This is a genomic window from Peribacillus phoenicis, assembly GCF_047238085.1.
Classification (GTDB): Bacteria; Bacillota; Bacilli; order Bacillales; family DSM-1321; genus Peribacillus.
The window spans coordinates 1,434,008-1,460,991 of the sequence record NZ_JBDFMF010000001.1 but is presented as its reverse complement, the minus strand read 5'-3'; the positions used below and the strand labels follow the sequence as shown (position 1 = coordinate 1,460,991).

24 protein-coding genes are annotated in these 26,984 nt (G+C 41.9%); all 24 read right to left on the bottom strand.

What is annotated here, in order from left to right:
- Positions 1–19: 19 nt before the first annotated feature.
- On the bottom strand, positions 20–622 hold the full coding sequence (locus ABC374_RS07095; protein WP_101224686.1) for a dipicolinate synthase subunit B: 603 nt from the start codon (positions 620–622) through the stop codon (positions 20–22).
- Positions 619–1,521 carry a dipicolinic acid synthetase subunit A gene (gene dpaA, locus ABC374_RS07090; RefSeq protein ID WP_230177688.1) on the bottom strand — a complete coding sequence of 301 codons (903 nt, stop codon included), beginning with the start codon at positions 1,519–1,521 and terminating at the stop codon, positions 619–621. The genes ABC374_RS07095 and dpaA overlap by 4 nt, the downstream gene beginning before the upstream one ends.
- Positions 1,522–1,750: 229 nt before the next feature.
- Positions 1,751–2,020 carry a YlmC/YmxH family sporulation protein gene (locus tag ABC374_RS07085; RefSeq protein ID WP_350302033.1) on the bottom strand — a complete coding sequence of 90 codons (270 nt, stop codon included), beginning with the start codon at positions 2,018–2,020 and terminating at the stop codon, positions 1,751–1,753.
- A gap of 162 nt (positions 2,021–2,182) precedes the next feature.
- Complete coding sequence (locus ABC374_RS07080) at positions 2,183–3,409, bottom strand: M16 family metallopeptidase (protein ID WP_350302032.1); 1,227 nt, start codon at positions 3,407–3,409, stop codon at positions 2,183–2,185.
- Positions 3,410–3,455: 46 nt separating this feature from the next.
- Positions 3,456–4,415, bottom strand: coding sequence for a polysaccharide deacetylase family protein (locus tag ABC374_RS07075; protein ID WP_350302031.1), 960 nt, complete (start codon positions 4,413–4,415; stop codon positions 3,456–3,458).
- A 157-nt stretch (positions 4,416–4,572) separates the two neighbouring features.
- Positions 4,573–6,690 (bottom strand): polyribonucleotide nucleotidyltransferase, encoded by a 2,118-nt coding sequence (pnp, locus tag ABC374_RS07070; RefSeq protein WP_413016658.1) that lies wholly within the window; start codon positions 6,688–6,690, stop codon positions 4,573–4,575.
- A 318-nt stretch (positions 6,691–7,008) separates the two neighbouring features.
- Positions 7,009–7,278, bottom strand: a complete 270-nt coding sequence (rpsO, locus tag ABC374_RS07065) for a 30S ribosomal protein S15 (protein WP_053345367.1) — start codon at positions 7,276–7,278, stop codon at positions 7,009–7,011.
- Between the two features lie 136 nt (positions 7,279–7,414).
- Positions 7,415–8,365: a bifunctional riboflavin kinase/FAD synthetase gene (ribF, locus tag ABC374_RS07060; protein WP_413016655.1), complete on the bottom strand. Its 951-nt coding sequence runs from the start codon at positions 8,363–8,365 to the stop codon at positions 7,415–7,417.
- A 33-nt stretch (positions 8,366–8,398) separates the two neighbouring features.
- Positions 8,399–9,319: a tRNA pseudouridine(55) synthase TruB gene (gene truB / locus ABC374_RS07055; protein WP_101224681.1), complete on the bottom strand. Its 921-nt coding sequence runs from the start codon at positions 9,317–9,319 to the stop codon at positions 8,399–8,401.
- Between the two features lie 168 nt (positions 9,320–9,487).
- Positions 9,488–9,847 carry a 30S ribosome-binding factor RbfA gene (gene rbfA / locus ABC374_RS07050; RefSeq protein WP_101224680.1) on the bottom strand — a complete coding sequence of 120 codons (360 nt, stop codon included), beginning with the start codon at positions 9,845–9,847 and terminating at the stop codon, positions 9,488–9,490.
- Positions 9,848–9,864: 17 nt separating this feature from the next.
- Entirely contained in the window at positions 9,865–10,146 is a 282-nt protein-coding gene (locus ABC374_RS07045) for a DUF503 domain-containing protein (RefSeq protein ID WP_057913375.1), read from the bottom strand.
- Positions 10,143–12,293 carry a translation initiation factor IF-2 gene (infB, locus tag ABC374_RS07040; RefSeq protein ID WP_350302027.1) on the bottom strand — a complete coding sequence of 717 codons (2,151 nt, stop codon included), beginning with the start codon at positions 12,291–12,293 and terminating at the stop codon, positions 10,143–10,145. Before infB ends, ABC374_RS07045 begins: the two co-directional genes overlap by 4 nt.
- 19 nt (positions 12,294–12,312) lie before the next feature.
- Entirely contained in the window at positions 12,313–12,618 is a 306-nt protein-coding gene (locus ABC374_RS07035) for a YlxQ family RNA-binding protein (RefSeq protein ID WP_034313614.1), read from the bottom strand.
- Positions 12,619–12,622: 4 nt separating this feature from the next.
- Positions 12,623–12,898: an RNase P modulator RnpM gene (gene rnpM / locus ABC374_RS07030; protein ID WP_061462443.1), complete on the bottom strand. Its 276-nt coding sequence runs from the start codon at positions 12,896–12,898 to the stop codon at positions 12,623–12,625.
- 16 nt (positions 12,899–12,914) lie between these two features.
- Positions 12,915–14,045 carry a transcription termination factor NusA gene (gene nusA, locus ABC374_RS07025; RefSeq protein ID WP_076366463.1) on the bottom strand — a complete coding sequence of 377 codons (1,131 nt, stop codon included), beginning with the start codon at positions 14,043–14,045 and terminating at the stop codon, positions 12,915–12,917.
- A 43-nt stretch (positions 14,046–14,088) separates the two neighbouring features.
- Entirely contained in the window at positions 14,089–14,562 is a 474-nt protein-coding gene (gene rimP, locus ABC374_RS07020) for a ribosome maturation factor RimP (RefSeq protein ID WP_413016651.1), read from the bottom strand.
- A 193-nt stretch (positions 14,563–14,755) separates the two neighbouring features.
- Complete coding sequence (locus ABC374_RS07015; protein WP_413016649.1) at positions 14,756–19,078, bottom strand: PolC-type DNA polymerase III; 4,323 nt, start codon at positions 19,076–19,078, stop codon at positions 14,756–14,758.
- Positions 19,079–19,243: 165 nt separating this feature from the next.
- A complete protein-coding gene (locus ABC374_RS07010) occupies positions 19,244–20,944 on the bottom strand; it encodes a proline--tRNA ligase (RefSeq protein WP_350302025.1) in 1,701 nt (566 codons plus the stop codon).
- A 266-nt stretch (positions 20,945–21,210) separates the two neighbouring features.
- Positions 21,211–22,479, bottom strand: coding sequence for an RIP metalloprotease RseP (rseP, locus tag ABC374_RS07005; RefSeq protein ID WP_101224674.1), 1,269 nt, complete (start codon positions 22,477–22,479; stop codon positions 21,211–21,213).
- A gap of 7 nt (positions 22,480–22,486) precedes the next feature.
- Positions 22,487–23,647, bottom strand: coding sequence for a 1-deoxy-D-xylulose-5-phosphate reductoisomerase (gene dxr / locus ABC374_RS07000; protein ID WP_413016647.1), 1,161 nt, complete (start codon positions 23,645–23,647; stop codon positions 22,487–22,489).
- A 43-nt stretch (positions 23,648–23,690) separates the two neighbouring features.
- Positions 23,691–24,488, bottom strand: coding sequence for a phosphatidate cytidylyltransferase (locus ABC374_RS06995; protein ID WP_260357096.1), 798 nt, complete (start codon positions 24,486–24,488; stop codon positions 23,691–23,693).
- Between the two features lie 25 nt (positions 24,489–24,513).
- A complete protein-coding gene (gene uppS / locus ABC374_RS06990) occupies positions 24,514–25,287 on the bottom strand; it encodes an undecaprenyl pyrophosphate synthase (RefSeq protein ID WP_413016644.1) in 774 nt (257 codons plus the stop codon).
- A 398-nt stretch (positions 25,288–25,685) separates the two neighbouring features.
- The gene (gene frr, locus ABC374_RS06985) at positions 25,686–26,243 is read right to left on the bottom strand and encodes a ribosome recycling factor (RefSeq protein ID WP_034313637.1); all 558 of its coding nucleotides are present in this window, start codon (positions 26,241–26,243) and stop codon (positions 25,686–25,688) included.
- 3 nt (positions 26,244–26,246) lie between these two features.
- On the bottom strand, positions 26,247–26,969 hold the full coding sequence (gene pyrH / locus ABC374_RS06980) for a UMP kinase (protein WP_034313639.1): 723 nt from the start codon (positions 26,967–26,969) through the stop codon (positions 26,247–26,249).
- Between the last annotated feature and the right edge of the window lie 15 nt (positions 26,970–26,984).

Below are 26,984 nucleotides of genomic sequence, written 5' to 3'. Positions count from 1 at the left end.
TTGAGGCAGAAATACTTGTTCAGACTAAATCATCCTTGAACCTTTCGACGATGACAGGTTGAATCTGTTCCCTTTCCAGTGCCGCTATGATTGTATCCCTTATCATGCTCATCCTTGCAACCATGGAACTTGGTTTGCCTTTGGGATTATCCTGGCCATATGGAACGAAATAAATATCTTTAGCTGCCATCAGCCTCATTAGATTGACACCATTTAACCCAAGTGCATCATTTGTTGAAATCGCGACCACGACTGGACGGTGATTTCTCATCGTCGCTTTTGCAGCCATAAGTACTGGCGAATCGGTAAGTGCATTTGCCATTTTACTCATTGAGTTACCCGTTAAAGGAGCGATCACCATGCAATCAAGTGGCAATTTAGGTCCTAAAGGCTCTGCTTTGACGATTGTATCAACGACATGGTTCCCCGTCAATTTTTCTATTCTTTCAACCCAGTCCTCTCCCTTTCCAAAACGGGTTTCTGTGTTTTGGACAGTCGATGTTACGATTGGAATGACTTCCGCACCTTCATTTACAAGTTTTTCTATTTCCGGAAACACTTCATCATATGTGCAATGTGATCCTGTTAATCCGAATCCAATACGTTTCCCTTTGAGACTCATATCATTTTCCCCTTCCTTTTCAAGAACTCGCCTTGAATCAATAGTCCCAGTGCATTCGCTAATATCTGACCAGCTGTTTTCGGGGCAACTATACCCGGTAGGCTCGGTGCCAACAGCGCCTTAATTCCCCTTTTTTCAGCGTACCGAAAATCCGTCCCCCCCGGTTTTGAAGCAAGGTCGATGATTAATGTATGAACGGGCATATTGGCTATAACTTTTGCGGTAATTATCGGAAAAGGAATCGTATTGATACATATATCAACATCTTTCATTTCTGCAGCGAGTTCATTTAAATGAAAAGGGGCTAATGCCATTTCACTGATTCTCGCAATATCTTCGCTTTTTCTTGCCCCCACCTTCACTTTTGCTCCAAGTGCATGGAATGACCGGGCTACACTCATTCCGACCCTTCCCAGTCCGAGAACGGCTACATTCGATCCATGGATAGTAAAATCCGTATGTTGAATGGCCATCATGATTGCACCCTCAACAGTGGGAATCGAATTATAAATAGCCACATCATCACGTTCGAACAATAGAACGAGTTTGCGATCCACTTTCTTGAATATCTCATTAAGGTAGTCGTTACTGATTCCTGCATAAAAAATGCAATGTGCCGGGGTATTTTTTATCATTTCTTCAGTCAAAACAACCTCTTCACTGGAAAAGATCGTTTCTACTTTCCCATCTGAATCCGTGCCCCGGACAGGTAAAATAACTGAATCTAATTCCTTGAAGTTTATATCTTCCATTTTTTCCTTAACCGCTCCGGTAAAAGCATGGTCGAGCTGTTCAAAACCTACCAATAATAGCTTTGCATCAAGCTCCGTCAGTTTACGGACAACTTCAAGCTGACGCGCATCTCCACCAATTACAGCGATTTGCATGCCTGTGAGCATTAAAACCGTCACCTTCTTTATATAAAAGATCCTAAACATTCCTTGCCTCATGATATACAATTCCTTCAGGAAGCAATTCGGTTTTTGCTACATTCTCTAGTTACCCTGCCATCTTATGTTTTCACTTAAAAAACGGTGATAAGAAAAGAAAAAACGCCATAGCTATTGCCAGCTAAGGCGTTTTCGAGCTTGCATTCCGAGAAGTTCAAGGAGCCTGACACGAGCGCGATCATCCGTCCATATGCTCTCCGTCTTTATGTGAAAGTCCTTCCTGGAAATCAATGATGACCATATCCGCACCGATTTTTTTTATATGTTCCCAAGGAACTCTTATTTCACTGCCATTCCTTAAAAGACCGAACCATTTGACAGATGGGATGATCAATGAGGTAATTTGTCCAGTTTCATCTATTTCCAAATCGGTCTGACCAAGGATCCCTAATCTCTCCGCCCTATTCACATCGACTATTTCCTTACCGCTCAATTCGCTCAACCTCAAATTTGGTTCCCCCTTTTTCGCCTTCTATTCAATCTATATCCGAAAAAGGTAAACTTAGAAGGCATTTGTCCAAATATTGTCCATAACATTGGACCCTCCTGCATTCAAAGAAAAAAAGCCTGACCTCCCATTAATTAAAGGAAGGTGCAGACTTGTTCGTCATTATTTATCCCAGTTTTCCAGCGGGCTCACTAATGACAAGGAATGTTCCGTAAAGATCTGGTTTGCCAATTCATTGACGGTATCCTCCGTCACCGCGTCAATCTTGATGATGATATCATCAAGGGAACGGTGCTCACCCAACATCAGCTCATTTTTTCCGTTCCGGCTCATGCGGCTATTCGTGCTTTCAAGGCTAAGCATCAAGCTGCCTTTAAGTTGCTCTTTACTATTCCGTAATTCCTTTTCCGTAATGCCATCCCTCTTTAAAGTATCCAGTGTTTCCTGAATGGTTTCATACAGGCTGTCAAGCTGATTTGTGCCTGTCCCCCCATATACTGTCACCATACCGCTATCTTGATAGCTGGAATGATAGGAATAAACGGAATAGGCAAGGCCTCGTTGCTCCCTGACGTCCTGGAATAGGCGGCTGCTCATGCTTCCTCCAAGAATATTATTCAAGGTAATCAGGCTGTATGTTTTATCATTGCCAATTTCCAACCCTTTGTAACCAAGGCATAAGTGGGCTTGTTCCGTATCTTTTTTACGGGTGATCCTATTTTCATGGAAGGAAGGCTTGACCAATTCAAGACGATCTTCCCCTCCTTGATACGAGCCAAAGTAGCTTTCGACTTCCTTAATCATTTTTTCATCTACATTCCCAGCAATGGATACAACTACTTTATCGGGTGTATACATGTCATGGACGTATTTTTTTAATGTATCACTATTGAACGTTTCAAGCGTATTTTCCGTGCCAAGTATCGGATAGCCAAGGGGATGATTTTCATATACCGCCTTGCTTAAGAGGTCATGGACAATGTCATCTGGTGTGTCTTCGTACATTTTGATTTCTTCGTAGACGACATTTTTTTCTTTTTTCAATTCTTCCCCATCAAATGTTGAGTTGAAGAACATATCAGCAAGGATTTCAAGCGCATAGCTTGCATGGTTATCCATTACTTTAGCATAATAGCATGTATACTCTTTTGAAGTGAATGCATTCACCTGTCCGCCAATACTATCGAATGACTCGGCAATTTCACGCGCATTTCTCGTAGTTGTCCCTTTGAAGAACATATGCTCCAAGAAATGTGAAACCCCATTCAATTCCGGTGTTTCATTTCTTGAACCTGTTTTGATCCAAACTCCAATTGCTGCAGAGCGTACAGTTGGAATATTTTCCAATACAATTCGAACTCCATTTTGACACGTGTATTTCTTAATCAACTAACATTCCTCCCAATCATTCTATGCTGCTATCGTAACCAATACATTATGGATTCGATCGCTCTTCATCTACTGCTTCCGAAACGGTAACAACATCTAAGTCTTTCTTTTTTATTTCAATTATTAACGTTTCCAATGATTTTGCAGTAGATTCCGTCGGATGCATCAATATAAATGCTCCGGGGTGTACCTTAGAAAGCACTCTTTGTTGAAGGACTTCAGGGCTTGGCTTTTGCCAGTCGATTGTATCCACACTCCACATGACGGTCTCCATACCGAAAGAATCCGCTATTTTCACCGTTTCGTCCCGATAGCTTCCACTTGGTGGTGCGAACCATTTCATTTTCAAACCTGTCACAGCTTCAATGACTTCGTTCGTTTTTCGAATTTCCTCACGTGTAGCTTGTGCGGATATGTTTTTCATATCGGGATGTGAATAAGAATGATTTCCAATTTCGTGCCCGCCACCCTTAATCATCTTGGCCAAATCTGGGTTTTTCTTGGTCCAATTACCTTCAAGGAAAAATGTGGCCTTGACATTATTCTTTTTTAACACGGCCAACATATCTTGTAAGAATTCATTCCCCCAGGCCACATTGATTAAAAATGATACCACTGGCTTTTCGGGATGGGCCCGGTATATGGGAGCCGGATCCAGATCCTCCATATGTATCTTTGCAGGAACCTGCTGAAACACCAGCTTATCCTTATCGAACACGCCCTCCTTCTTCATGGCTTTATACGAATCATCAATATTTACCTTCAGGCCGTTATATGCAGGAACGGTTTTCCAGACAGAATCTATTCGTGCATCCTGTGGTGCAATCTCATATTTTTTTGTTGATTCTTTTATTTGTAAAAGAAGCTCGTCTTCTTGCTTCATTGATGCAACTGAATCATCGGTTAATTGGGTCAAATAAATTTGTGTATATGGATTTTGCACTAATAACCATGATATACCTGCAATGGCACTTATCGCAACTATCTGCTTCCATTTATTATTCATTTTTTACGCCCCCTTCATACCAAAATGTATGAAGAAAACGGACAAGGTAGAACATGACATCCTTTTAACGCCATTCACACTATGGATATTCCCATACTTTTAAACAAAAAAAGCATGCAGATTCACAAGGAACTGCATGCCGGATTTACATTATTCATTACGATTGAGTAGGGTTGGCTGCCTCTTTTTGCTCTTTCAAGACCGCTTTACGGGAAAGGTTTACCCTTCCTTGCTTATCGATCTCAGTAACTTTGACCAATAATTCATCGCCAAGTGAAACGACATCTTCCACTTTTCCGACTCTTTCTTCAGCCAGTTCAGAAATATGTACCAAACCGTCTTTACCGTTGAAGATTTCAACGAAGGCACCGAACTTTTCGATACGTTTAACTTTACCTAAGTATAGTTCGCCCACTACGACTTCACGTACGATATCCTCAATGATTTTCTTCGCTTTTTGAATCATTGGTTCATCAGTAGAAGATATGAATACCGTTCCATCTTGTTCGATGTCGATTTTCACGCCAGTTTCTTCAATGATTTTGTTGATATGTTTTCCGCTCGGTCCAATCACATCACGGATCTTATCCGGATTTATGGACATTGTAACGATTTTTGGAGCATATTTGGATAACTGCTCACGCGGTTGATTGATAGTTGACATCATTGATTCCAAAATATGCATCCGGCCATGTTTGGCTTGAAGTAAAGCTTCTTCAAGGATCTCTCTTGAAAGACCCTCAATCTTAATATCCATTTGTAGGGCAGTAACACCTTTTGAAGTACCTGCGACTTTAAAGTCCATGTCTCCCAGATGGTCTTCCATGCCTTGAATATCCGTTAAGATTGTATAGTGCTCACCTGATTTGACAAGACCCATGGCAATACCGGCAACTGGAGCTTTCAATGGAACACCTGCATCCATCATTGCCAAAGTGCTTGCACAGATACTTGCTTGTGATGTTGAACCGTTTGATTCAAGCACTTCAGAAACAAGCCTGATTGTATAAGGGAAGTCTTTATCGTTTGGAATAACAGGCTCCAATGCCCTTTCACCAAGTGCACCATGACCGATTTCACGGCGTCCTGCCCCACGGATAGGTCCAGTTTCACCGACACTGAAATGCGGGAAGTTATAGTGGTGCATAAAACGTTTTGACTCTTCGGTTCCAAGTCCGTCCAGAATCTGCACATCACCAAGTGCACCTAATGTACAGATGGATAGAGCTTGGGTTTGTCCGCGTGTGAACAATCCGGAACCATGTGTACGTGGCAGAATGGTAACTTCTGATGATAATGGTCTGATTTCGTCAGGATTACGGCCATCCGGACGCACTTTTTCTTCCGTGATTAAACGGCGGACTTCGGATTTGACCAATTTATTCAGGATTTCTTTGATTTGCTTTAATTTCTCTTCATCAGTTTCTTCCTCATAATGACCCAATACACGATCTTTTACTTCTTTGATCGCGTCTTCACGAGCATGTTTTTCCTGAACTTGTACAGCTTTGTTCAAGTCTGCTTCACATAGGCCTTTCACTTCTGCTTCCAGTTCTGCATCCACTTGATATAAAGTGACCTGCATTTTTTCCTTGCCGATTTCAGCAACGATTTTCTCTTGGAATGCAATGATCTTCTTGATTTCATCATGTCCAAACATGATTGCTTCAAGCATCGTTTCCTCTGGTACTTCATTTGCTCCGGCTTCAACCATGTTGATAGCATCTTTTGTTCCGGCAACCGTCAGATTGATGTCACTTTCAGCTAGTTGGTCGACAGTAGGGTTAATAATGAATTCATTATTGATCCTCCCCACTACAACTCCGGCAATTGGACCTTCGAACGGAATATCGGAAACTGAAAGTGCAAGTGAAGAACCTAGCATAGCTGCCATTTCCGTAGAACAATCTTGATCGACACTCATGACCATGCTGATGATCTGAACATCATTCCTGAAGCCGTCGGCGAAAAGCGGACGGATAGGACGGTCAATCAAGCGGCTTGCAAGAATTGCCCTTTCACTCGGTCGTCCTTCACGTTTAATGAAGCCTCCCGGAATTTTACCGACTGCATAAAGTCTTTCTTCGTAGTTGACTGTCAAAGGGAAAAAGTCGACATTTCTAGGTTCCTTCGAAGCCGTTGCTGTACTTAATACAGCAGTTTCTCCATAACGAACTAATACTGCCCCGTTCGCTTGTTTGGCCAATTGCCCTATCTCTACCGTTACATTACGGCCGGCCCAGTCAAATGAATACGTATGTTTTTCCTGCCCCATTTATTAAACCCCTCTCTGAATCTTCACTTAGAGGCTTAGTTTACCTAAACCTGTATTGGATAAATCATTTATATGGAAAAGTAACTGAACTCGAGTTAAAACCAAACTATTCCTATTATGCACGAAAAAAACAAGCATTAACAGTAAAATGAATAAAAATTTCATTCATTTGATTATGTATATCCCGATCATTTATAAATGGAAAAGGACCCGGCTCCTGCCGAGTCCCAAGGACGAAGGCCCAGCCTTAAGTAGAATACGTCCAAATCATTTGATTAACATCAAAAAAGCGGGAAATTTCCCGCCTTCCTGAAAAAATTATCTACGTAGACCTAATTTGTTAATTAGTGTACGGTAACGAGTAACGTCTTTGTTACGTAGGTAAGTTAAAAGATTACGACGTTTACCTACCATTTTTAGAAGACCGCGACGTGAATGGTGGTCTTTTTTGTGTGTGCGTAAGTGACCGTTCAAGTTGTTGATTTCTTCTGTTAATACTGCGATTTGAACTTCTGGAGAACCAGTGTCAGTATCGTGAGTTCTGAACTCAGCGATAAGTTCGTTTTTGCGTACTTGTGTAATTGCCATGTTATTATTCCTCCTAAAATTCTGTAAAATCACCTATTACCGAGCCAGCGTCGGAGTCTCGACTAGCCAAGCAATGGTTATTTTCATACATACAATAGAATACATGTTTTTCATTAAAATTGCAAGTCTTGTCTTTTTATCCTTCAAGCTTTGCAAAATAGGCTATGGCATTTTGCTTATCCGTTTCGATCTGAGCGACCAATGCTTCAAGTCCGGAAAATTTCTGCTCACTCCGAAGTCTTGTATGCCATTCAACCGAGACCTGGTTGCCATAAATATCCCCCGAGAACTCCAAAGCATGAACCTCTACAGTCGGATATTTAGGTTTTTCTTCGTGGAATGTAGGTTTGTAGCCGACATTGCAAACCCCTTTATACCATTTACCGCTTATTTTGATCCTGACGGCATATACGCCGGCAGCAGGAAAAATATAATCATCACCCACTTCAATATTAGCGGTGGGGAAACCCAATTTCCTGCCCCGCTTTTCACCGTGAACGACATGACCTTTCGTTAAATAGCGGCGGCCAGCCAAATGATAAAAGTCGGTAAAGCTGCCATTACCGAGAGTTTCCCTGATTCTCGTCGAGCTAACCTTTTCATCTTCAATTGTCTGTTTTGCGACGACTGTCTGTGAAAATCTGCCCTGTGCATAAACAGGCAAATCTTCCATCGATCCTTGACCATAGCGACCGTAGGAATAATCAAAGCCTGCAACTACGTGACGGACATTCAGCCCGGCAATGTATTCGTCAACGAACCGTTCCGGCAGTACCGAAGCAAATTCCTTGCTGAAATGGACTATGAATAAATAATCTATCTCCATCGACTCTATGATATTCACTTTATCTTCAAGTGGAGTGATATAGCGGATATTTTCCGTTTTCCTACCCAGTACTGCAGAAGGATGCGGGTCAAATGTCATTACTGCTGACTTAAGATTCATTTCATCGGCTTTTTGCTTGGCGGTCTGAATAACAATCTGATGACCTTTATGTATACCATCAAAAAATCCAAGCGCCATTACAAGCTCGGGAAAATCATCCGAATTAAATTGATGAGGATGCTCTATTGCGATCACTTTCACCTTTCAATCTCCTCTTTCCGGCGGTAAAACGGTCTATAATTCTTGTGCCAATACTTTTACAGGTTTAATTAATCCCTCTTTTGTCGGATGTATTTGATAAATGGCAATGGCCTTATCTGCTGGGTCGACCATAACAAAAGGCATCCCTTTATCAACTACAACATCCTTTGTTTGTTCCAATACCGCACCATTAAGTACTTTCTTTGCTACTTTATCACTAATCTGAAATTTGGGCAAATGAAATAATCCCCGTTCCAAAGGCAGCAGAAATTTATCCGTTTGTCCACTTTCCATGAAGTCTTCCACTTCAGCAAATGTGAAACAATCCTCCTGCTTAAAACCTGCTGATTCAATACGTGTCAAGTCTGACATATGTGCAGGAAAACCCAATTCTTCCCCCATCATGACTGCAAGCGTCCGAATATAAGTTCCTTTGCTACATTTGACGCGAAACCGAAAAGAAATGGTTTCCCCTTTAAATTCAGAACGATCATCGAGAAGGCTAATATCATAAATGGTGACCTCCCTTGTCGGCCTCTCCACTTCCACCCCTGCACGGGCATATTCATATAACTTCTTCCCGTTTACCTTTACTGCTGAATACATTGGCGGCGTCTGTTCAATCTTTCCAGTCAGTGATTCCAGCACTTCCAGAATCCGTTTACGCTGAATCACTTGATCAACCTTTTTCTCTTCCACTTTTTCACCGCTTGCGTCTTCAGTTGTCGTGGAAAAACCAAGGGTCACTTCCCCTTCATACGCTTTACCGGCTTCTGTCAAATATTCGGCTATCTTGGTTGCCCTGCCAATACAAATAGGTAAAACCCCTGTTACATCAGGATCTAAAGTACCTGTGTGCCCTACCTTTTTTGTCTTCAGGATCTTTCTTAATTTAAAAACACAATCATGGGATGTCAATCCCTTGGGTTTCCATAATGGAAGAATTCCGTTCACGCTTTCACCTCATCATTTATAAAACACCCTAAATTACTATCATAAAGCAAAATGAATTCCAATTCCGATAGGTGTTTTTCACTTTTTTACATATCCATTTTTCAAAAAAAGAGACCGACTTCAAGAAGTGCAAAGCACTTATTGAGTCGGCCACCTTTTACTGCTTGTTTATTCCTCGTCTTTTTCAGCCGGTTTATTGATTTGGGAAATCAACGACTCGATACGATTACCATAATCGACCGATTCATCAAATTCAAAAAACAGCTCAGGGGTTTTGCGGAGGCGGATTCGCTGCCCAATTTCTGAACGCATGAATCCTTTCGCCTTAGCTAGACCTTGCAGGGTTTTCTCCCTTTGTTCCTGGTCACCCAAAACGGAAATATAAACTGTTGCCTGTTGTAAATCGCCTGTAACCGCGACATCCGTCACAGTAACAAATCCGATTCTTGGATCTTTAATTTTTCGGCCGATAATTTCACTCAGCTCTTTTTTCATTTGTTCGCCAACACGATTTGAACGAAGGCTCATAATATCACCTCAATAGCCTAAAGCCAGTCTATATCTGTTATTGTTCGCTCTAGTTCCGGAAAAGAATCTAGAAATTTAAGGGCATTTTGAAGTTCCCGTTCAGTAGCCTTCCTCGAGGATGTTACGGTAACGATAGTAATCTTTGTCCGCTGCCATAAATCCTGAAAATCGGTTTCTGCTACAGAAATGTTGAACTTCTGCTTAAGCCGTGTCATGACACGCTGAAGCACGGCCCGTTTTTCTTTCAAAGAATGGGTGTCATGGATGATGCATTCACATTGGACAGAGCCAACGATCATTTACGTTCAATCTCTTCCATAACATACGCTTCAATTACATCGCCTTCTTTAAGGTCGTTGTAATTTTTAATCGTAATACCGCACTCATAGTTCGTTGCCACTTCTTTTACATCATCTTTAAAGCGTTTCAATGCATCAATTTCACCTTCGAAAATGACGACACCTTGACGAATTAAGCGAATTCCGCTGTCACGAGTAATTTTTCCTTCTGTAACGTAAGAACCGGCAATCGTACCCACCTTGGATACTTTGAAAGTCGTACGGACTTCAGCCTGACCGATAATTTTTTCTTCGAATTCAGGGTCAAGCATCCCTTTCATAGCCGACTCGATCTCTTCGATCGCTTTGTAGATGATGCGGTGAAGGCGGACATCAACATTTTCTGATTCAGCTGCACGCTTCGCATTCACGTCAGGACGGACGTTGAAACCGATGACGATTGCATTCGAAGCTGTAGCAAGGATGATGTCAGACTCTGTGATAGCACCGACGCCAGTGTGTATGATTTTCACTTTAGCGCCTTCCACTTCTATTTTATTCAGGGAAGCGGCTACTGCTTCCGCAGAACCTTGAACATCAGCCTTTAAAATGATGTTCAATTCTTTAATTTCCCCTTCTTTCATTTGCTCGAACAATGTATCAAGGGTTACACGGGATTTTTCATTACGTTGTGAAGCAAGTTGCCTTTGTGCACGCACTTCCCCAACTTGACGGGCCGTTTTCTCATCTTCAAAGACGATGAAACGATCGCCGGCCTGTGGCACTTCGTTCAATCCAGTGATTTCAACCGGTGTTGAAGGACCTGCATCCTTAACACGGCGTCCAAGATCGTTAACCATAGCACGAACACGTCCGAATGTATTACCGATAACAATCGGATCGCCGATTTTCAACGTTCCGTTTTGAACTAGCAAAGTGGCAACCGATCCGCGCCCTTTATCCAAACGTGCTTCGATGACCGTTCCATTTGCTTTACGAGATGGATTAGCTTTATACTCTTCCACTTCACTGACAAGAAGAATCATTTCAAGCAAGCTGTCGATTCCTTCACCGTTTTTAGCTGAAATTGGTACGAAGATCGTGTCTCCGCCCCATGCTTCAGAAACTAAACCGTGTTCTGTCAATTCTTGCATGACACGGTCCGGATTGGCAGCTTCTTTATCCATCTTATTGACAGCGACGATAATTGGAACTTCTGCCGCTTTAGCATGGTTGATCGCTTCAATCGTTTGAGGCATAACGCCATCATCCGCAGCGACGACAAGGATGGTGATATCGGTAACTTGTGCACCGCGGGCACGCATTGTTGTAAACGCAGCATGGCCTGGTGTATCCAGGAATGTTATTTTCTTATCATTAACTTTAACTTGATAAGCACCGATATGCTGAGTGATTCCGCCCGCTTCGCCTTCAGTTACTTTTGTATGGCGTATAGAATCAAGCAATGTCGTTTTACCATGGTCAACGTGACCCATGATCGTCACGACAGCCGGACGTTCGATCAAATCTTCAGAAGCGTCCTCAGTGACAAGTGATTCAAGGTCTGTTAGGTCGACACGAATCTCTTCTTCGGCCACTACACCGTATTCCGCACAAATCAATTCAATTGCATCTTTTTCCAAAGTTTGGTTGATTGTTGCCATAACTCCAAGCATAAAGAGCTTTTTAATGATTTCAGAAGGTTCACGGTGAAGTTTTTTTCCAAGCTCCATAACCGTCAAAGACTCATAAAACGTAATTTTCTCTGGAAGTTCCCTTTCTTTACGTTTTGTTACAGGTGCCTGAGGCGCTTGTTGTCTTTGTTTATTATTTTTATTCTTGTTATTGCGACCTTTGTTGAACTGACCTGTTGGTTTTTTCGTCCCTACAGGTTTAACTGGTGGTTTCTTCTTCAGTTTTTCTTTATTGACTGTGCTCTTTTCATCCGCTTCAGCTTCGTACTTCGCAACCGTAGCGTTAGCTTTTGGTTCTTGGCTTTTATCTTCGTTTTTAGGTTTGATTGAATCGTTTAATTTATTTACAGTTGAATCGTCTAATGCTGTCATATGGTTTGTTACCTCTATATTCATTTCTTTAAGTTTATTTATTACATCCTTGCTTGAAACGTTCTTTTGTTTTGCATATTCATATACACGCAATTTTGTCATACGTTCACCCCCGTAAAATTTAATCGAGCAGCGTTCGGAGTTTTTGTGCAAAACCTTCATCCAGAACTGCGACGGCAACTCTAGCATCCTTGCCTATCGCATGGCCGAGCAATGACCTGCTTTCGACTCTTTTTAAAGGAACCTGATAAAATGCGCACTTATCAGATATTTTTTTTTCAGTGTTTTTTGAAGCGTCCGCGGATAAAATAACAACTTTGGCATTACCGCTTCTAATCTCTTTAACCACTAATTCTTCACCCGAAATTAGCTTGCGTGCTCGATTGGCCAAACCTAATAGAGACATCCATTGTTGTTGTTGGGTCATGGTGTTAGTTTTTCTCCTTATTCACTAATTCAAGCAATTGTTCATAAAGGGAAGAATCGATTTGGGTACTAAGGTGATTAGCCAGCACATTTTTCTTTTTGGCCAGCTCGATAACATCCCGATCAAGAGTCAAATAAGCTCCCCTTCCAGATTTCTTTCCGGTAGGATCCAGGCTGACTTCCCCTTCTTTAGATCGAACGATGCGAATGAGTTCTTTCTTCGGCTTCATTTCGCCTGTAGCCACACATTTACGCATCGGGATTTTTTTTCGGCTATTCATCTTTTTTCACCTCGAATTACTCGTTATCCTCTTCGAAATCTGTTTCCTCTTCAGTAACATAACTATCTCTGCTCAAAAGGAATTCCTGTTCTTCCACAGGATAAATACCAGCTTCGCGGGCTTCCGTTTCACTCTTGATATCAATTTTCCAGCCTGTAAGCTTGGCAGCTAAACGGGCATTTTGTCCACGCTTACCAATTGCCAGGGAAAGTTGATAATCCGGAACGATTACAGTCGTAGCCTTTTCCTCTTCTTTAACAATAACTTCAAGTACTTTTGAAGGGCTTAAAGCATTCGCAACGAAAATGACCGGATTCTCCGACCATTTAACGATATCGATTTTTTCACCTTTCAATTCATTGACGATGGCCTGGACACGCTGTCCTTTTTGGCCTACACAAGAACCGACTGGATCTACTTCTTCGTTATCGGAGTGCACGGAGATTTTTGAACGGTCGCCTGCTTCGCGGGCAACTGACTTAATTTCTACTGTTCCATCAAAAATTTCAGGCACTTCGATTTCGAATAAACGTTTTAAAAGGCCAGGATGTGAACGGGATACAAAAATTTGCGGGCCCTTGGAAGTCTTTTCAACTTTAGTGATGAAAACTTTAATGCGGTCATGTGGCTTATACTGTTCATTCGGCATTTGCTCATTCACCGGGAGCAAAGCTTCGATTTTACCTAGGCTCACATAAATGAATCGGGAATCCTGGCGTTGAACGATGCCAGTCATGATATCCTCTTCACGATCGATGAATTCGGCATAAATGATGCCCCGTTCCGCTTCACGCACCCTTTGAGTGACGACTTGTTTTGCTGTTTGTGCAGCAATACGGCCGAAATCCTTAGGTGTTACTTCCATTTCGACAATATCCTCTAACTGATAGTTGGGATCAATTGCTCTTGCTTCTTCAACAGAAATTTCCAGACGTGAATCGAACACTTCGTCAACAACGTCTTTTCTGGCAAATACACGCATTGTTCCTTTACCAAGATTCAAGTCGATACGTACGTTTTGTGCTTGGTTAAAGTTACGGCGGTATGCCGATATAAGGGCAGATTCAATCGCGTCGATCAAAACCTCCCTGGAAATCCCTTTTTCGTTTTCTAAAATATAGAGAGCATCCAATAACTCATTGCCCATGGTGATCCCCCTTACGGATATTTAAATTAATGATTTGCCTGACTTAAGAGAAGGTAATCGCCAATCTTGCTTTGGCTACCTTTTCGAATGGTATGACAATCGTTCTCTTTCTTGTCTTGATTGTGACTTCGAGTGTCACTTCTTCACCATCGAAACTGGTTAAGATTCCTTCGAATTCTTTTTCATCTAAAATGGGCTCGTATGTTTTTATGTAAACATTTTTACCGATAGCATTAAGGAAATCCTTCTCTTTTTTCAGAGGCCTTTCTGCTCCGGGTGATGAAACTTCGAGAAAATAATTTTGTGGAATCGGATCAACCTCATCAAGCTTTTCACTGAGTTTTTCACTCACATTTCCGCAATCATCAATATCTACGCCTGTTTCTTTATCAATGTACACTCGAAGGAACCAGCTTTTACCTTCCTTCACATACTCCACTTCGACTAATTCAAGCTGCAATTCTTCTAGAATTGGTAATGCTAATTCCTCTACGACTTCCGTTACCTTTTTACTCATTTGTTTCCTCCATACGTGCGTTGTATGCGCTTGGTTTCGGATTCAAAATTAAATGGTCAATACAACACGAAAGAGTGGGTTTCCCCACTCTTGCCATTGGTTCCTCTTAGTATTTCCAATAAAAATATACCATAATCAAGATATTTATGCAAATGTCATGTCTGTTTCTTCCTTTTTGAAATCAGATCCCTATTTAAAATAAAGATAACTGATTTTGTTCAGGCAATGACTCCAGACAGCCTTGTTTATCAAGGTATTCAAGGATGGTCTTCGAAACCTTACCCCGTTGTTGAAGGTCTTCTTTGGAGAGGAATTCACCATTTTTCCGCGCATTGACAATATTGATCGCCGCATTCGTCCCAAGACCCGGTATCGAATTGAAAGGCGGTATCAAAGTATTTCCTTCAATTAAGAATTGATCTGCACTGGATTTGTACAAGTCAACTTTAGCGAAGGAATATCCGCGTTCACACATTTCCAAAGCAAGTTCGAGAACCGTCAATGTATTCTTTTCCTTGGTGGATGCATCCAATCCCTTTACCATGATTTCTTCCATTTTTGATTTGATGGCCTGCGATCCCCGTGTCATGGCGTCGATTTCAAAATCATCGGCACGCACTGTGAAATAGGCTGCATAATACAATAAAGGCAAATGGACTTTAAAATAGGCAATCCGGACAGCCATTAAGACGTAAGCTGCAGCATGGGCTTTCGGGAACATGTATTTAATCTTCTTACATGAATCGATATACCATTCCGGTACCTCATTTTTCCTCATTTCCTCTTCGAATTCCTCAGAGAGCCCTTTCCCTTTACGTACAGATTCCATGATTTTAAACGCTAGGGAAGGATCAAGACCTTGATAAATCAGATAGACCATAATATCATCCCGGCAGCCTATAACCTCACTTAGTGTACATATCCGGTTGTGAATCAGTTCCTGTGCATTGCTCAGCCATACATCCGTACCGTGTGAAAGCCCCGAAATCTGAACAAGCTCCGAAAATGTCGTAGGTTTCGTATCTTCAAGCATTTGCCGGACAAAACGCGTACCAAATTCCGGGATGCCAAGCGTACCCGTTTTACACATGATCTGTTCTTCGGTAACTCCTAAAGATTCAGTGCTGCTGAATATTTTCATTACTTCTGGATCATCGGTAGGAACGGTCTTTGGATCGATGCCGCTTAAATCTTGAAGCATCCGGATTACAGTCGGATCATCGTGTCCAAGTATATCAAGTTTCAAAATATTATCATGAATGGAATGGAAATCAAAGTGAGTAGTTTTCCACTCGGAATTCCTGTCATCCGCCGGGAACTGAATAGGTGTGAAATCATAGATATCCATATAATCCGGAACAACGATGATTCCGCCCGGATGCTGTCCTGTCGTCCGTTTCACACCAGTACAGCCGGCAACAAGGCGATCAGTCTCGGCTCCACGCATATGGATGTTATTATCAGAGGAATACCCCTTTACATATCCATAAGCCGTTTTTTCGGCGACCGTACCAATCGTCCCTGCACGATATACATATTCTTCTCCGAATAAGACCTTCGTATAGTTATGGGCCTTCGGCTGATATTCACCGGAGAAGTTCAAGTCGATATCGGGAACCTTATCCCCTTTAAACCCAAGGAAAGTTTCAAACGGAATATCATGCCCGTCTTTTGTATAAGCAATGCCGCAATCGGGACAGTCTTTATCGGGCAGGTCAAACCCGGAACCTACAGAACCGTCATTGAAGAATTCGGATTTTTTGCACTCCGGGCATACATAATGCGGCGGAAGCGGATTCACCTCTGTAATTTCAGTCATGGTGGCAACGAAAGATGATCCAACCGATCCCCTTGAACCAACTAGATAACCATCATTCAATGATTTTTTAACAAGTTTGTGAGAAATTAAATAAATAACGGCAAAACCGTGGCCAATGATGCTTTTCAATTCTTTCTCAAGACGGGCTTCCACGATTTCCGGCAGGTTCTCTCCATAAATCTTCCTTGCCATGCCATAACTCATTTCACGCATCTCTTCATCTGCACCTTCAATTTTAGGTGTATATAACTCATCCTTGATTGGCTTAATTTCATCAATCATATCAGCGATTTTATTCGTGTTGGTCACCACGACCTCTTTAGCTTTCTCGGAACCGAGGAAGGAGAATTCCCGCAGCATTTCATCTGTTGTCCGAAAATGTACGTCAGGAAGCTTATGACGATTCAGCGGATTGGCGCCGCCTTGTGAATTCACGAGAATTTTACGGTAAATTTTATCATTCGGATCCAAATAATGCACATTTCCCGTAGCTACGACTGGCTTATCCAATTTTTCACCAAGCTTGACGATATTGGAGATGATCGTTTCTAATGATTTATTATCCCGTACATATTCAAGCTCAATCAAATGCTGATACACTTCCTTCGGATGGATTTCAAGATAATCGTAGAATTCGGCGATATCGACGACTTCCTCAAAACCCTTCTGCATCATCCCTTCAAAAACTTCCCCTTTATCGCATCCCGACCCGACCAGGATTCCTTCACGATACTTTTTAAGTTGTGAGCGCGGTAATCGCGGAACACGATAGAAATAATCGATGTGTGATATTGAAATTAATTTAAAAAGGTTTTTTAAGCCAGCCTGCGTTTGCGCGATCAACGTACAATGGGACGGCCGGGAACGCTGATAAGCATTTCCTTTGCCCATATTGTCATTAAGTTGATCATGATGGGTAATCTCCTTTTCAATTGCATCCTTCAGCATCTTCAGCATAAGGTAACCTGTAGCTTCGGCATCATAAATGGCCCTATGATGCTGGGTCAAATCAATATCGAACTTTTTACATAATGTATTTAACCGGTGATTTTTAAACTCCGGATATAAGAAACGGGCAAGTTCCAATGTATCAAGAACTGGATTGGAAGCTTTAGGATAACCCAAGTTTTTATAACCTATATTCAAAAAGCCCATATCGAAGGCTGCGTTGTGGGCAACCAGGATCGCATCGCCCGCCCAGTCCTTGAACTTTTCTAGTACTTCCGAGACTTCTGGAGCATTTTGTACAAGATCATCAGTGATCCCAGTCAATTCTATCGTCGTATTGGATAGTGGGTGATGCGGATTAGCAAATGACTCGAATCGATCTATGATGTCACCGTCACGGATTTTCACTGCAGCAAATTCAATGATCGTATCATAAACGGCTGACAGACCCGTCGTCTCTACGTCAAACACAACATAGGTGGCATCTGCCAAAGCAATATGCGCCTCATTATAAACGATGGGTACACCATCATTTACAAGATTCACTTCGACACCATAAAGGATTTTGATACCATTCTTTTTACCGGCACTATAAGCTTCAGGAAATGATTGTGCTCCCGCATGATCTGTAATGGCCACAGCCTTATGCCCCCACTTTGCAGCTTGGGCAACAAGCGCTGATGTAGGTGTCACTGCATCCATCGAGCTCATTGGGGTATGCATATGCAGTTCTACACGCTTTTCTCCTTCTGGGGCCTTATCCTGCCGTCCTTGTTTAGAAATTTCATTTATATCATTTGCGATCATTACAAGGTCACGAACGAATGTATCATTTTGGATGCTGCCTTGGGCACGTACCCACATCCCTTTTTTCACTCGGGCAAGTATGGCAGCATCTTCTTTATCACGCGAAAACATTTTGACCAATATCGAGCTCGTATAATCCGTGACTTTAAATGTCAACAGGCTTCGTCCGCTTCGCAACTCACGCACTTCTGCATCAAATACGAAGCCTTCGATAGCAATCCTTCGCTCTTCATCGATAATTTGTTCGATTCTGCGGAAATCCGCATCTTCTTTAATCGTATAGCCAATTTTAACCGGTCCTTCGTAGACGCCATCGTCGCCGCCTTTTTCCGATTCTTTCTTCTGCATTTCCACTAGCGCAGCAAGTCCTTTTTCCGCGTCTTCCTTTTGTTTCTCTTCCAAAAACTTTTGGTAATCAGGATTCGACACCGTTTCCTTCACTTCCGCTTCAAGTGTCAACGGAGGAAAACCGAATGTTTGGTAGATATTCGAAATGATGCCGGAGTATTTTCGTTTTAACTGACCAGCCTCCGTATCATTTCGGGCGCTTACGATAAGCTTATATCCATTCACCGTTGGCACTTGTTCATTCAGAAGTGATAACAGTGCTGGAGACATGCCTTCAAGCTCGCCAATGCAGTTTTTCCAATACTCTTTCACCAATTGTTCCGTCACTTGCGGATTGGCCACATTCAAGTTGAATGTGACCTTTGCAATATGGGAAAACGTACTTGCTAGATGAGTAGCAAGTCTTGTATGAACACTGCAAGGAATTAATGCAGGTATATTAAAGGCAAAATGCCATGTTTTGGACTCCCTCTCGATTGAGAGTTTATCAATTTCGGCACCTATGAAATAATTCACAAAGGCATCCTCAGTCAAGTCCATTTGCTGGAGCAAGAGTTGAAATCTCTCTCTACCGCTATTTGGATTTTGATCCATTCCCTCTCTCCCCTATCTACTATCTCTTTAGATATTATTCACTATCATTTTCGTTTTGATATCAGAGGCTATTATAACATATCATGAATGTTTCACTAGTATCCAAATCCATGAAAAGGAAAGGCATCATCCAATTGAATGATGCCTAGTTCCCTTATTTTTAAATTACCCCAGTATTTCGTGAAGCTTTTGAGTTAGTTCAGCTCTTTCAATTTCAAGAACCTCACCCGTTTTACGGATTTTCACTTCGACGATTCCGTCGGATGCCTTTTTACCTACAGTCACCCTGACAGGAAGACCGATCAAGTCAGAGTCTGCGAATTTTACGCCCGCACGTTCTTGACGATCATCCATTAGAACTTCCATGCCTTGTGCCTTTAAATCATTATATAAATCTTCTCCCAGTGCAGCCTGAGACTCATCCTTCATATTGATTGGAATCAAATGGACTTGGTATGGCGCTAAATTCGCTGGCCAGACCAACCCTTTTTCATCGTTGAATTGTTCAGCAACAGCTGCAAGTGTACGGGAAACCCCAATACCATAACATCCCATGATCATAGGCTGCGAGCGTCCATTCTCATCCAGGAATGTCGCATTCATAGCTTCGGAATATTTAGTTCCTAGTTTGAATACGTGGCCTACCTCAATCCCTTTGGCAAATTTAATTTTTCCGTTACCGTCCGGTGATGGGTCACCCTCTTGGATGAAACGTAGATCTATATAGTTGGCCACGTTAAAATCACGTGCGGGATTTACGTTCACATAATGGTGGTCTTCCTCATTTGCACCACAAACTCCATTAACCATGGCTTCGACGGCAACATCCGCAATCACTTCAACTTCAGAAGTGACATTGATTGGTCCAAGAGATCCAATTGTACATCCTAAGACTTCCTTCGTCTCATTTGGATCGACCAAATCAACGATTGAAGCGTTATAGAAATTCTTTAGCTTGATATCATTGACTTCATGATCTCCTCGTACCAAAACAAGCACATACTTTTCATCCACTTTAAACAATAACGATTTTATTAGTTTCTCTGCATCAGTATTCAAGAATGATGCAACTTCATCAATCGATTTTTGGCCTGGTGTATGAATTTTTTCAAGTGCAATTTGTTCTTCGGAGCTTTTTTCATAGTTTACACTCACAGGTGCCATTTCAATATTAGCTGCATAATCGGAAGTATCCGAATATGCGATTGTATCCTCCCCTATGTCAGACAGGACCATGAATTCATGTGTATCCTTACCACCCATCGCCCCAGAATCGGCAATGACGGCCCGGAAGTTCAACCCACAACGGCTAAATATATTCGAATATGCCGCATATAAATTTTTATAAACAGCATCCAGGCTTTCTTGATTGGCATGGAAAGAATAAGCATCCTTCATGATGAACTCACGTCCACGCAGCAATCCGAAACGCGGTCTTTTTTCATCACGGAATTTGGTTTGGATTTGGTAAACCGTCAATGGAAGACGCTTATAGGACTTCACCTCATCACGAACTAAGCTGGTTATCACTTCTTCATGTGTGGCACCAAGCGCAAATTCACGGTTGTTGCGATCCTTAAGCCGCATCAACTCTGGACCATAGGTATACCAGCGTCCAGATTCCTGCCAGAATTCGGCTTGTTGTAAAGCCGGCATCAACAATTCTACTGCACCAGCATTTTCCAGCTCTTCCCGAACGATCGCCTCAACCTTTTGAAGCACCTTTTTTCCAAGCGGCATAAAACTATAAACCCCGCTGGAGTTTTGTCTCATAAATCCTGCACGTAATAGCAGCTGATGGCTTTTGATTTCAGCATCTGCAGGCACTTCCCTCAATGTAGGGATCAACGTCATACTTTGTTTCATATCTGCACCTCTTCAATATTTCCTTTAAATTACTTACAGCTACGGTAAATTTAATACCGCAACATTAATACGGTCATTTCATACAAAAAAGACTTTCCGCGTTATTCAGAAAAGCTAATTTAATATACTCATTCTCGATTATACTTACGATTTCCCTAGAAAACAAACAATTTCCCCAAAACGGTTAAAAAACTAGGAAATCCTTCAGATAAGAAAACGGCCAACAGATAAATCTGCTGGCCTGTTTTGCATTATCCAAACATATCTTACAGGAAGAAGCGCTGGATGTCATTCCATGTAACGACAATCATCAATAACATCAGCAAAGCAAAGCCGATGAAGTGGACCATTCCTTCTTTTTGACGATCGATCGGTTTCCCTCTCAAAAATTCGACCACAAAGAATAACAGCCTTCCTCCATCCAATGCCGGTAGTGGAAGCAGGTTCATGATTCCCAGGTTAATGCTGAGCAGCCCTGCCCATTTCATTAACGTGAATAAACCTTGTTTCGCCACTTCCTCAGTTGATTTATATATTCCTACAGGACCAGATAAACTGTCGATCGTAAACCCACCCGTTACGAGGTCACCAAGGATGATGAAGATTTGTTTTGTCCAAAAATACGTTTCTGTAAAACCGTATTGTATAGCTTTAATCGGTGCTTTTTCAACCGGAGGGTAGACACCGATAATCCCGATTTTCTTCCCTTCCCTCTCCACTTCTTGCGGAACAACCGGAACTTCTAATGTTTTCCCGTCCCTGTCAACGACGAACTCGATCTCTTGCCCAGGGTTCTTTTGAATGCTTTCCTGAACATCTCCCCAAGTGGAGACTTCCGTTCCTTCTATGGATTGAATGACATCCCCCGATTTTAAACCGGCATTTACAGCCGAACCATCCGGTGTCAACTCACCAAGTTTCGCTTCATCCACCACGACTCCTTGAAACAAGCCGATCAACACAAAAATGACAAAAGCCAAAACAAAATTCATTGCCGGTCCAGCTACAATCGTTAGAAAACGGTGCCCAAGCGACTTTGAGGCAAATTGCCGGTCAAAAGGGGCAATCTGGTTCTCTACACCATTTTCAACGATCACCGCTTCTTTATGAATGGCAAACGTTTTTAGTGTTTCTTCCTCTCCCTCTTCATAACCAGTAAGGATCAGTTTATGGTCAAGGTCGATCACTTCAACTTCCACAAGACGAATATCAGGATATTTATCTTTATTGTTCAAAATGATTTTTGTAACATTCTCTTCATTATCAAACATTAATCCCACTCGATAGCCGGGCTTCAATTCTATATTCTCTGCGTCTTCACCAGCCATACGCACGTAGCCGCCAAGAGGAAGCAATCGAATGGTATAAACGGTTTCCTTCTTTTTATATGTGAATACTTTTGGCCCGAAACCGATTGCGAACTCACGGCATAAAATTCCTGCTCGCTTTGCAAACACTAAGTGCCCAAGCTCATGGAAAAATACTAGAGCTCCAAAAATGATGATGAACGCTATAATCGTTTCTAAAGTCTGCATGTTCCGGTCACCTATCTTTCACTAAAGATTCTATATACTGCCTTGTCATATGATCGACTTCCTGAATCGTTTCTAAATCTGGAAGGGCTATGACGGAATGCTGATTCAGCGCTTTTTCAATCAATGTTTCAATATCAAGGAAGGTTACCTTTCCAGATAAGAATGCAGAGACTGCGGCTTCATTGGCGGCATTTAGCACAGTAGTCATCGTTCCGCCCATTTTACCCGCTTTATAAGCGAATTGCAAACAAGGATATCTGGTGAAATCCATATCGCTAAAATGCAGTTTGCCTGCTTCAGCAAGGTTAAGCCGTTTGCGTCCTGCCAGCGGAACGCGGTCTGGATAAGTAAGTGCATATTGTATCGGCACCCGCATATCCGGTGTCCCCAGTTGTGCTATCACGCTGGAGTCATGAAACTCAACCATGGAATGGATGATGCTCTCCTTATGTAGCAATACATCAATTTTATCGTAGGGAAGATCGAATAGCCAGTGGGCCTCAATTACTTCCAATCCTTTATTCATCATTGATGCCGAATCGATCGTGATTTTAGCTCCCATTGACCAGTTCGGATGGTTCAGTGCCTCTTCCACCGTTACATCCTTCAATTCTTCCCTGGTCCGATCTCGAAAACTGCCTCCTGAAGCAGTAATGACAAGTCGTTCTATATTTTTTTCCTTTTCACCTTGCAATGCCTGAAAAATAGCGGAATGCTCACTGTCAACCGGCAGCAATCTAACTCCCGCTTTTTTTGCTTCACTTATGACCAAATGACCTGCCGTCACCAAAGTCTCCTTGTTGGCGATCGCAATATCCTTTTTAGCCTTTATTGCTTGAAGTGTAGGATAAAGACCCACGCTTCCGATTACAGCATTGACCAATATCGTCGCTTGACCATAAACGGCAACAGCAGTCAAACCCTCATCCCCATACATGAACTCGATATCTTTGCGGCTGGAGAATTCACTTTTCAAAACATGATAATCTTCTTCCGTCTGGACTGAAACCAGTTTCGGTTCAAACTCTTTTATATAAGTCCTGACCAATTCCATATTCTTTCCAGCAGAAAGCGCCACGATCTTGAATTGATCTGGATGGGACCTTACTACATCCGCTGTTTGTTGACCAATCGATCCTGTCGCGCCCAAAAGGCTGATATTTTTCAAATTGTTCATCTCCTAATTCAGATAACACTTGCCTATATTTATATTATAAAACGTGCAATAAATGCAAAATTGGTAAAATGAATATCACGCTATCAAGCCTGTCCAAAATTCCACCATGTCCCGGGAGAAGCGTTCCTGAATCCTTAACGCCATAATGCCGTTTATACGCCGATTGGACGAGATCGCCCAATTGGCCGAATACCCCAATGATTAACGAAATCAATAATAATTGTAATAACGTGTAATCAAGGCTGGAGAAGGCGTAAAATAGAACCCCCACTACCATCGCGGAAAATAACCCGCCGATAAATCCTTCCACCGTCTTGTTTGGACTTATTTCTGGCCATAACTTTCTTTTACCTAGTGATTTACCTATGAAGTAGGCCCCGGAATCGGTTGCCCAGATCGTAAATAGGGTAAGCAGGATATAGATCAGCCCCAACCCCAATGAGTCACGTGTTTCAAATAGGTAATAGAAGCCTATCCCCAAGTATAGGATTGAAATCACTAGAAAGCCTGCGTCATCAAAAGTAAAACGGTTTTTTGAAACGACTGTATAAAGCAACAGCAGCAAAACCCCGATTAAGAAAACTTGAACTTTATCGTAATTTATTTCTGCTAAAAAAGCAGTATGCTCATTAGGCAATAAAAGCACCCACAATAATATGTAGGAAAGAAATGCTTCAAAAGACAGTACACGTAACTTTTTCATTTTCATCAGTTCATACAAACCAATTGACCCTAACAGGTATACCGTCAGTAAAAAGGGAGTGCCCCCTAAAATGACTAGTGGAATGAAGATAGCGGCAACTACGACCGCCGTAATAATTCGTTGTTTCATTATTCCATTTTCCTCGCCTTCTACATTAAACGCCACCGAATCTTCGTGAACGCTTTTGATACTCCTCAACTGCCTGCAATAAATGCTCTTCACTAAAATCCGGCCATAGCACCTCAGTAAACCACAGCTCAGTATAAGCCGCCTGCCAAAGCATGAAATTACTTAAACGGATTTCACCGCTTGTACGGATCAGTAAATCAGGATCCGACAAATGTTTGGTCATCAGGTAACTGGATAGCATTTCCTCAGTTACATTTTCCTTTATTATACCATTCTTAGCATCTTGGATGATGCTATTCACTGCAGATACAATCTCCCCACGGCTTCCATAGTTCAGGGCAAAATTCAGAATCATCCCATCATTGTCTTTCGTGTCTTCCATTGCCCGTTTAACGGCACCTTGAGTATGTGACGGAATGAGTGACAAGTCCCCTATCGTTTCAACTCTTACATTTTCTGAAATGAGCTCTGGTAAAAATGTTCCCAGAAATTCCTGGGGAAGCTTCATCAAAAAGTCGACTTCACTTTTCGGACGTTTCCAATTTTCAGTGGAAAACGCATAGACTGTCAAAGTTTTGACCCCTAATTTATTGGCAACTTTCGTAATTCTACGAACGGTTTTCATTCCTTCATGATGACCCGCTACACGTGGCAATGCACGCTTTTTGGCCCAACGGCCGTTCCCATCCATAATGATGGCGATATGCCGAGGAACATCAAACTGTTTAATATGCTGAATCCTATTTGTTACATCGGAAGAAGCATCTTTTTTAACGAAACGCTTCCAAAGTGAATACATATGTTAGTCCCCCATCAGGTTGTACTTATCTCTCTACAAAGGCAAAGTTTTCGTGCACTATGTATATCAAGCTTTCTGCCGCTTAAAAAGAATCTATATTATAATATCAAAAAAAAACTGGTTCTCATATTATTAATATGAAAATTATTTCTTTATTAGAAGCTAGAAAGGGAGAAATCATTACTTCTTTTTTTCTAAAACCGGTTATGATTACCATGAAAAATGCAAAAAAGGACCACCTCCAACGTTTGCATGCAACATACTAACTCAAGGAGTAATCATTATCGGAGAAACCTTATTATAACAGTTTTCTCCTTTAAGCACACCTATATGTTAGAACCAAGACATGACCCAGTATGGATTCGGCCCTCTTTATTTAATCAATTCTTCAATGGGAATTACACTTCCAAAATTTCTTTTTCTTTATCTTTTGTAATTTCATCGATTTTCGTGATATTGCCATCTGTCATCTTTTGGATGTCATCAGCATAGCCACGTAAATCATCTTCAGTGATTTCACCACTTTTTTCAAGCTTTTTCAAATCATCATTAGCATCGCGACGCACATTACGGACAGCAATTTTCGCTTCTTCCGCTTCTTTTTTAACGACTTTCACAAGCTCTTTTCTTCGCTCTTCCGTTAAGGCTGGGATGGCTATCCTGATAATCGATCCATCATTAGAAGGATTTAAGCCTAAGTCTGATTTCAAGATCGCCTTTTCAATTTCACCCAAAACCGTTTTATCATATGGTTGAATGACTAACAGTCTAGCTTCCGGGACAGAAATACCAGCCACCTGATTAACCGGTGTCGGCGATCCATAATAATCGATCGAGATTCTATCCAGCAATGAGGCATTTGCCCTTCCGGCACGGATGCTTGCTAATTCACGTGTATACGCTCCAATGGCTTTTTCCATTTTCGTTTTCGCATTCGAAATAACTTGTTTCGGCATCTTTTATTTCCCCCTTACAATAGTACCAAGCGTTTCGCCTAATACGGCCCGTTTAATATTACCTTTTTCCATGATCGAGAAGACGATCAATGGAATATCATTGTCCATGCATAGTGAGGACGCAGTTGAATCCATTACTTCTAACCCTTCTTTAATCACATCAAGGTAGGAAAGTTTATCATACTTCACTGCATTTTTGTCCTTAACCGGATCTGCATTGTATACGCCATCCACATTATTCTTCGCCATCAAGATGACATCAGCTTCAATTTCAGCAGCACGCAGGGCGGCAGTGGTATCCGTTGAGAAGTATGGATTACCTGTACCAGCTGCAAAAATCACCACTCTCTTTTTCTCTAGATGCCTGATAGCACGGCGTCTAATGTATGGCTCAGCGACTTGCCTCATTTCAATGGAAGTTTGCACGCGCGTTTCAATTCCAAGCTGATCAAGGCTGTCTTGTAATGCCAATGAGTTCATGACTGTAGCCAGCATACCCATATAATCGGCATTAGCACGATCCATGCCCATTTCACTGCCTATTTTCCCGCGCCAAATGTTTCCGCCGCCGACAACAACAGCCACTTCCACATCAAGCTCAGCCACTTCCTTGACTTGTTCAGCAATAGATTTAATTACTGCAGGGTTAATTCCAAATCCTTCTTCACCGGCTAATGCTTCGCCACTTAGTTTTAAAACGACACGTTTATATTTAGCGTTACTCATGAGAACCTCCAACTA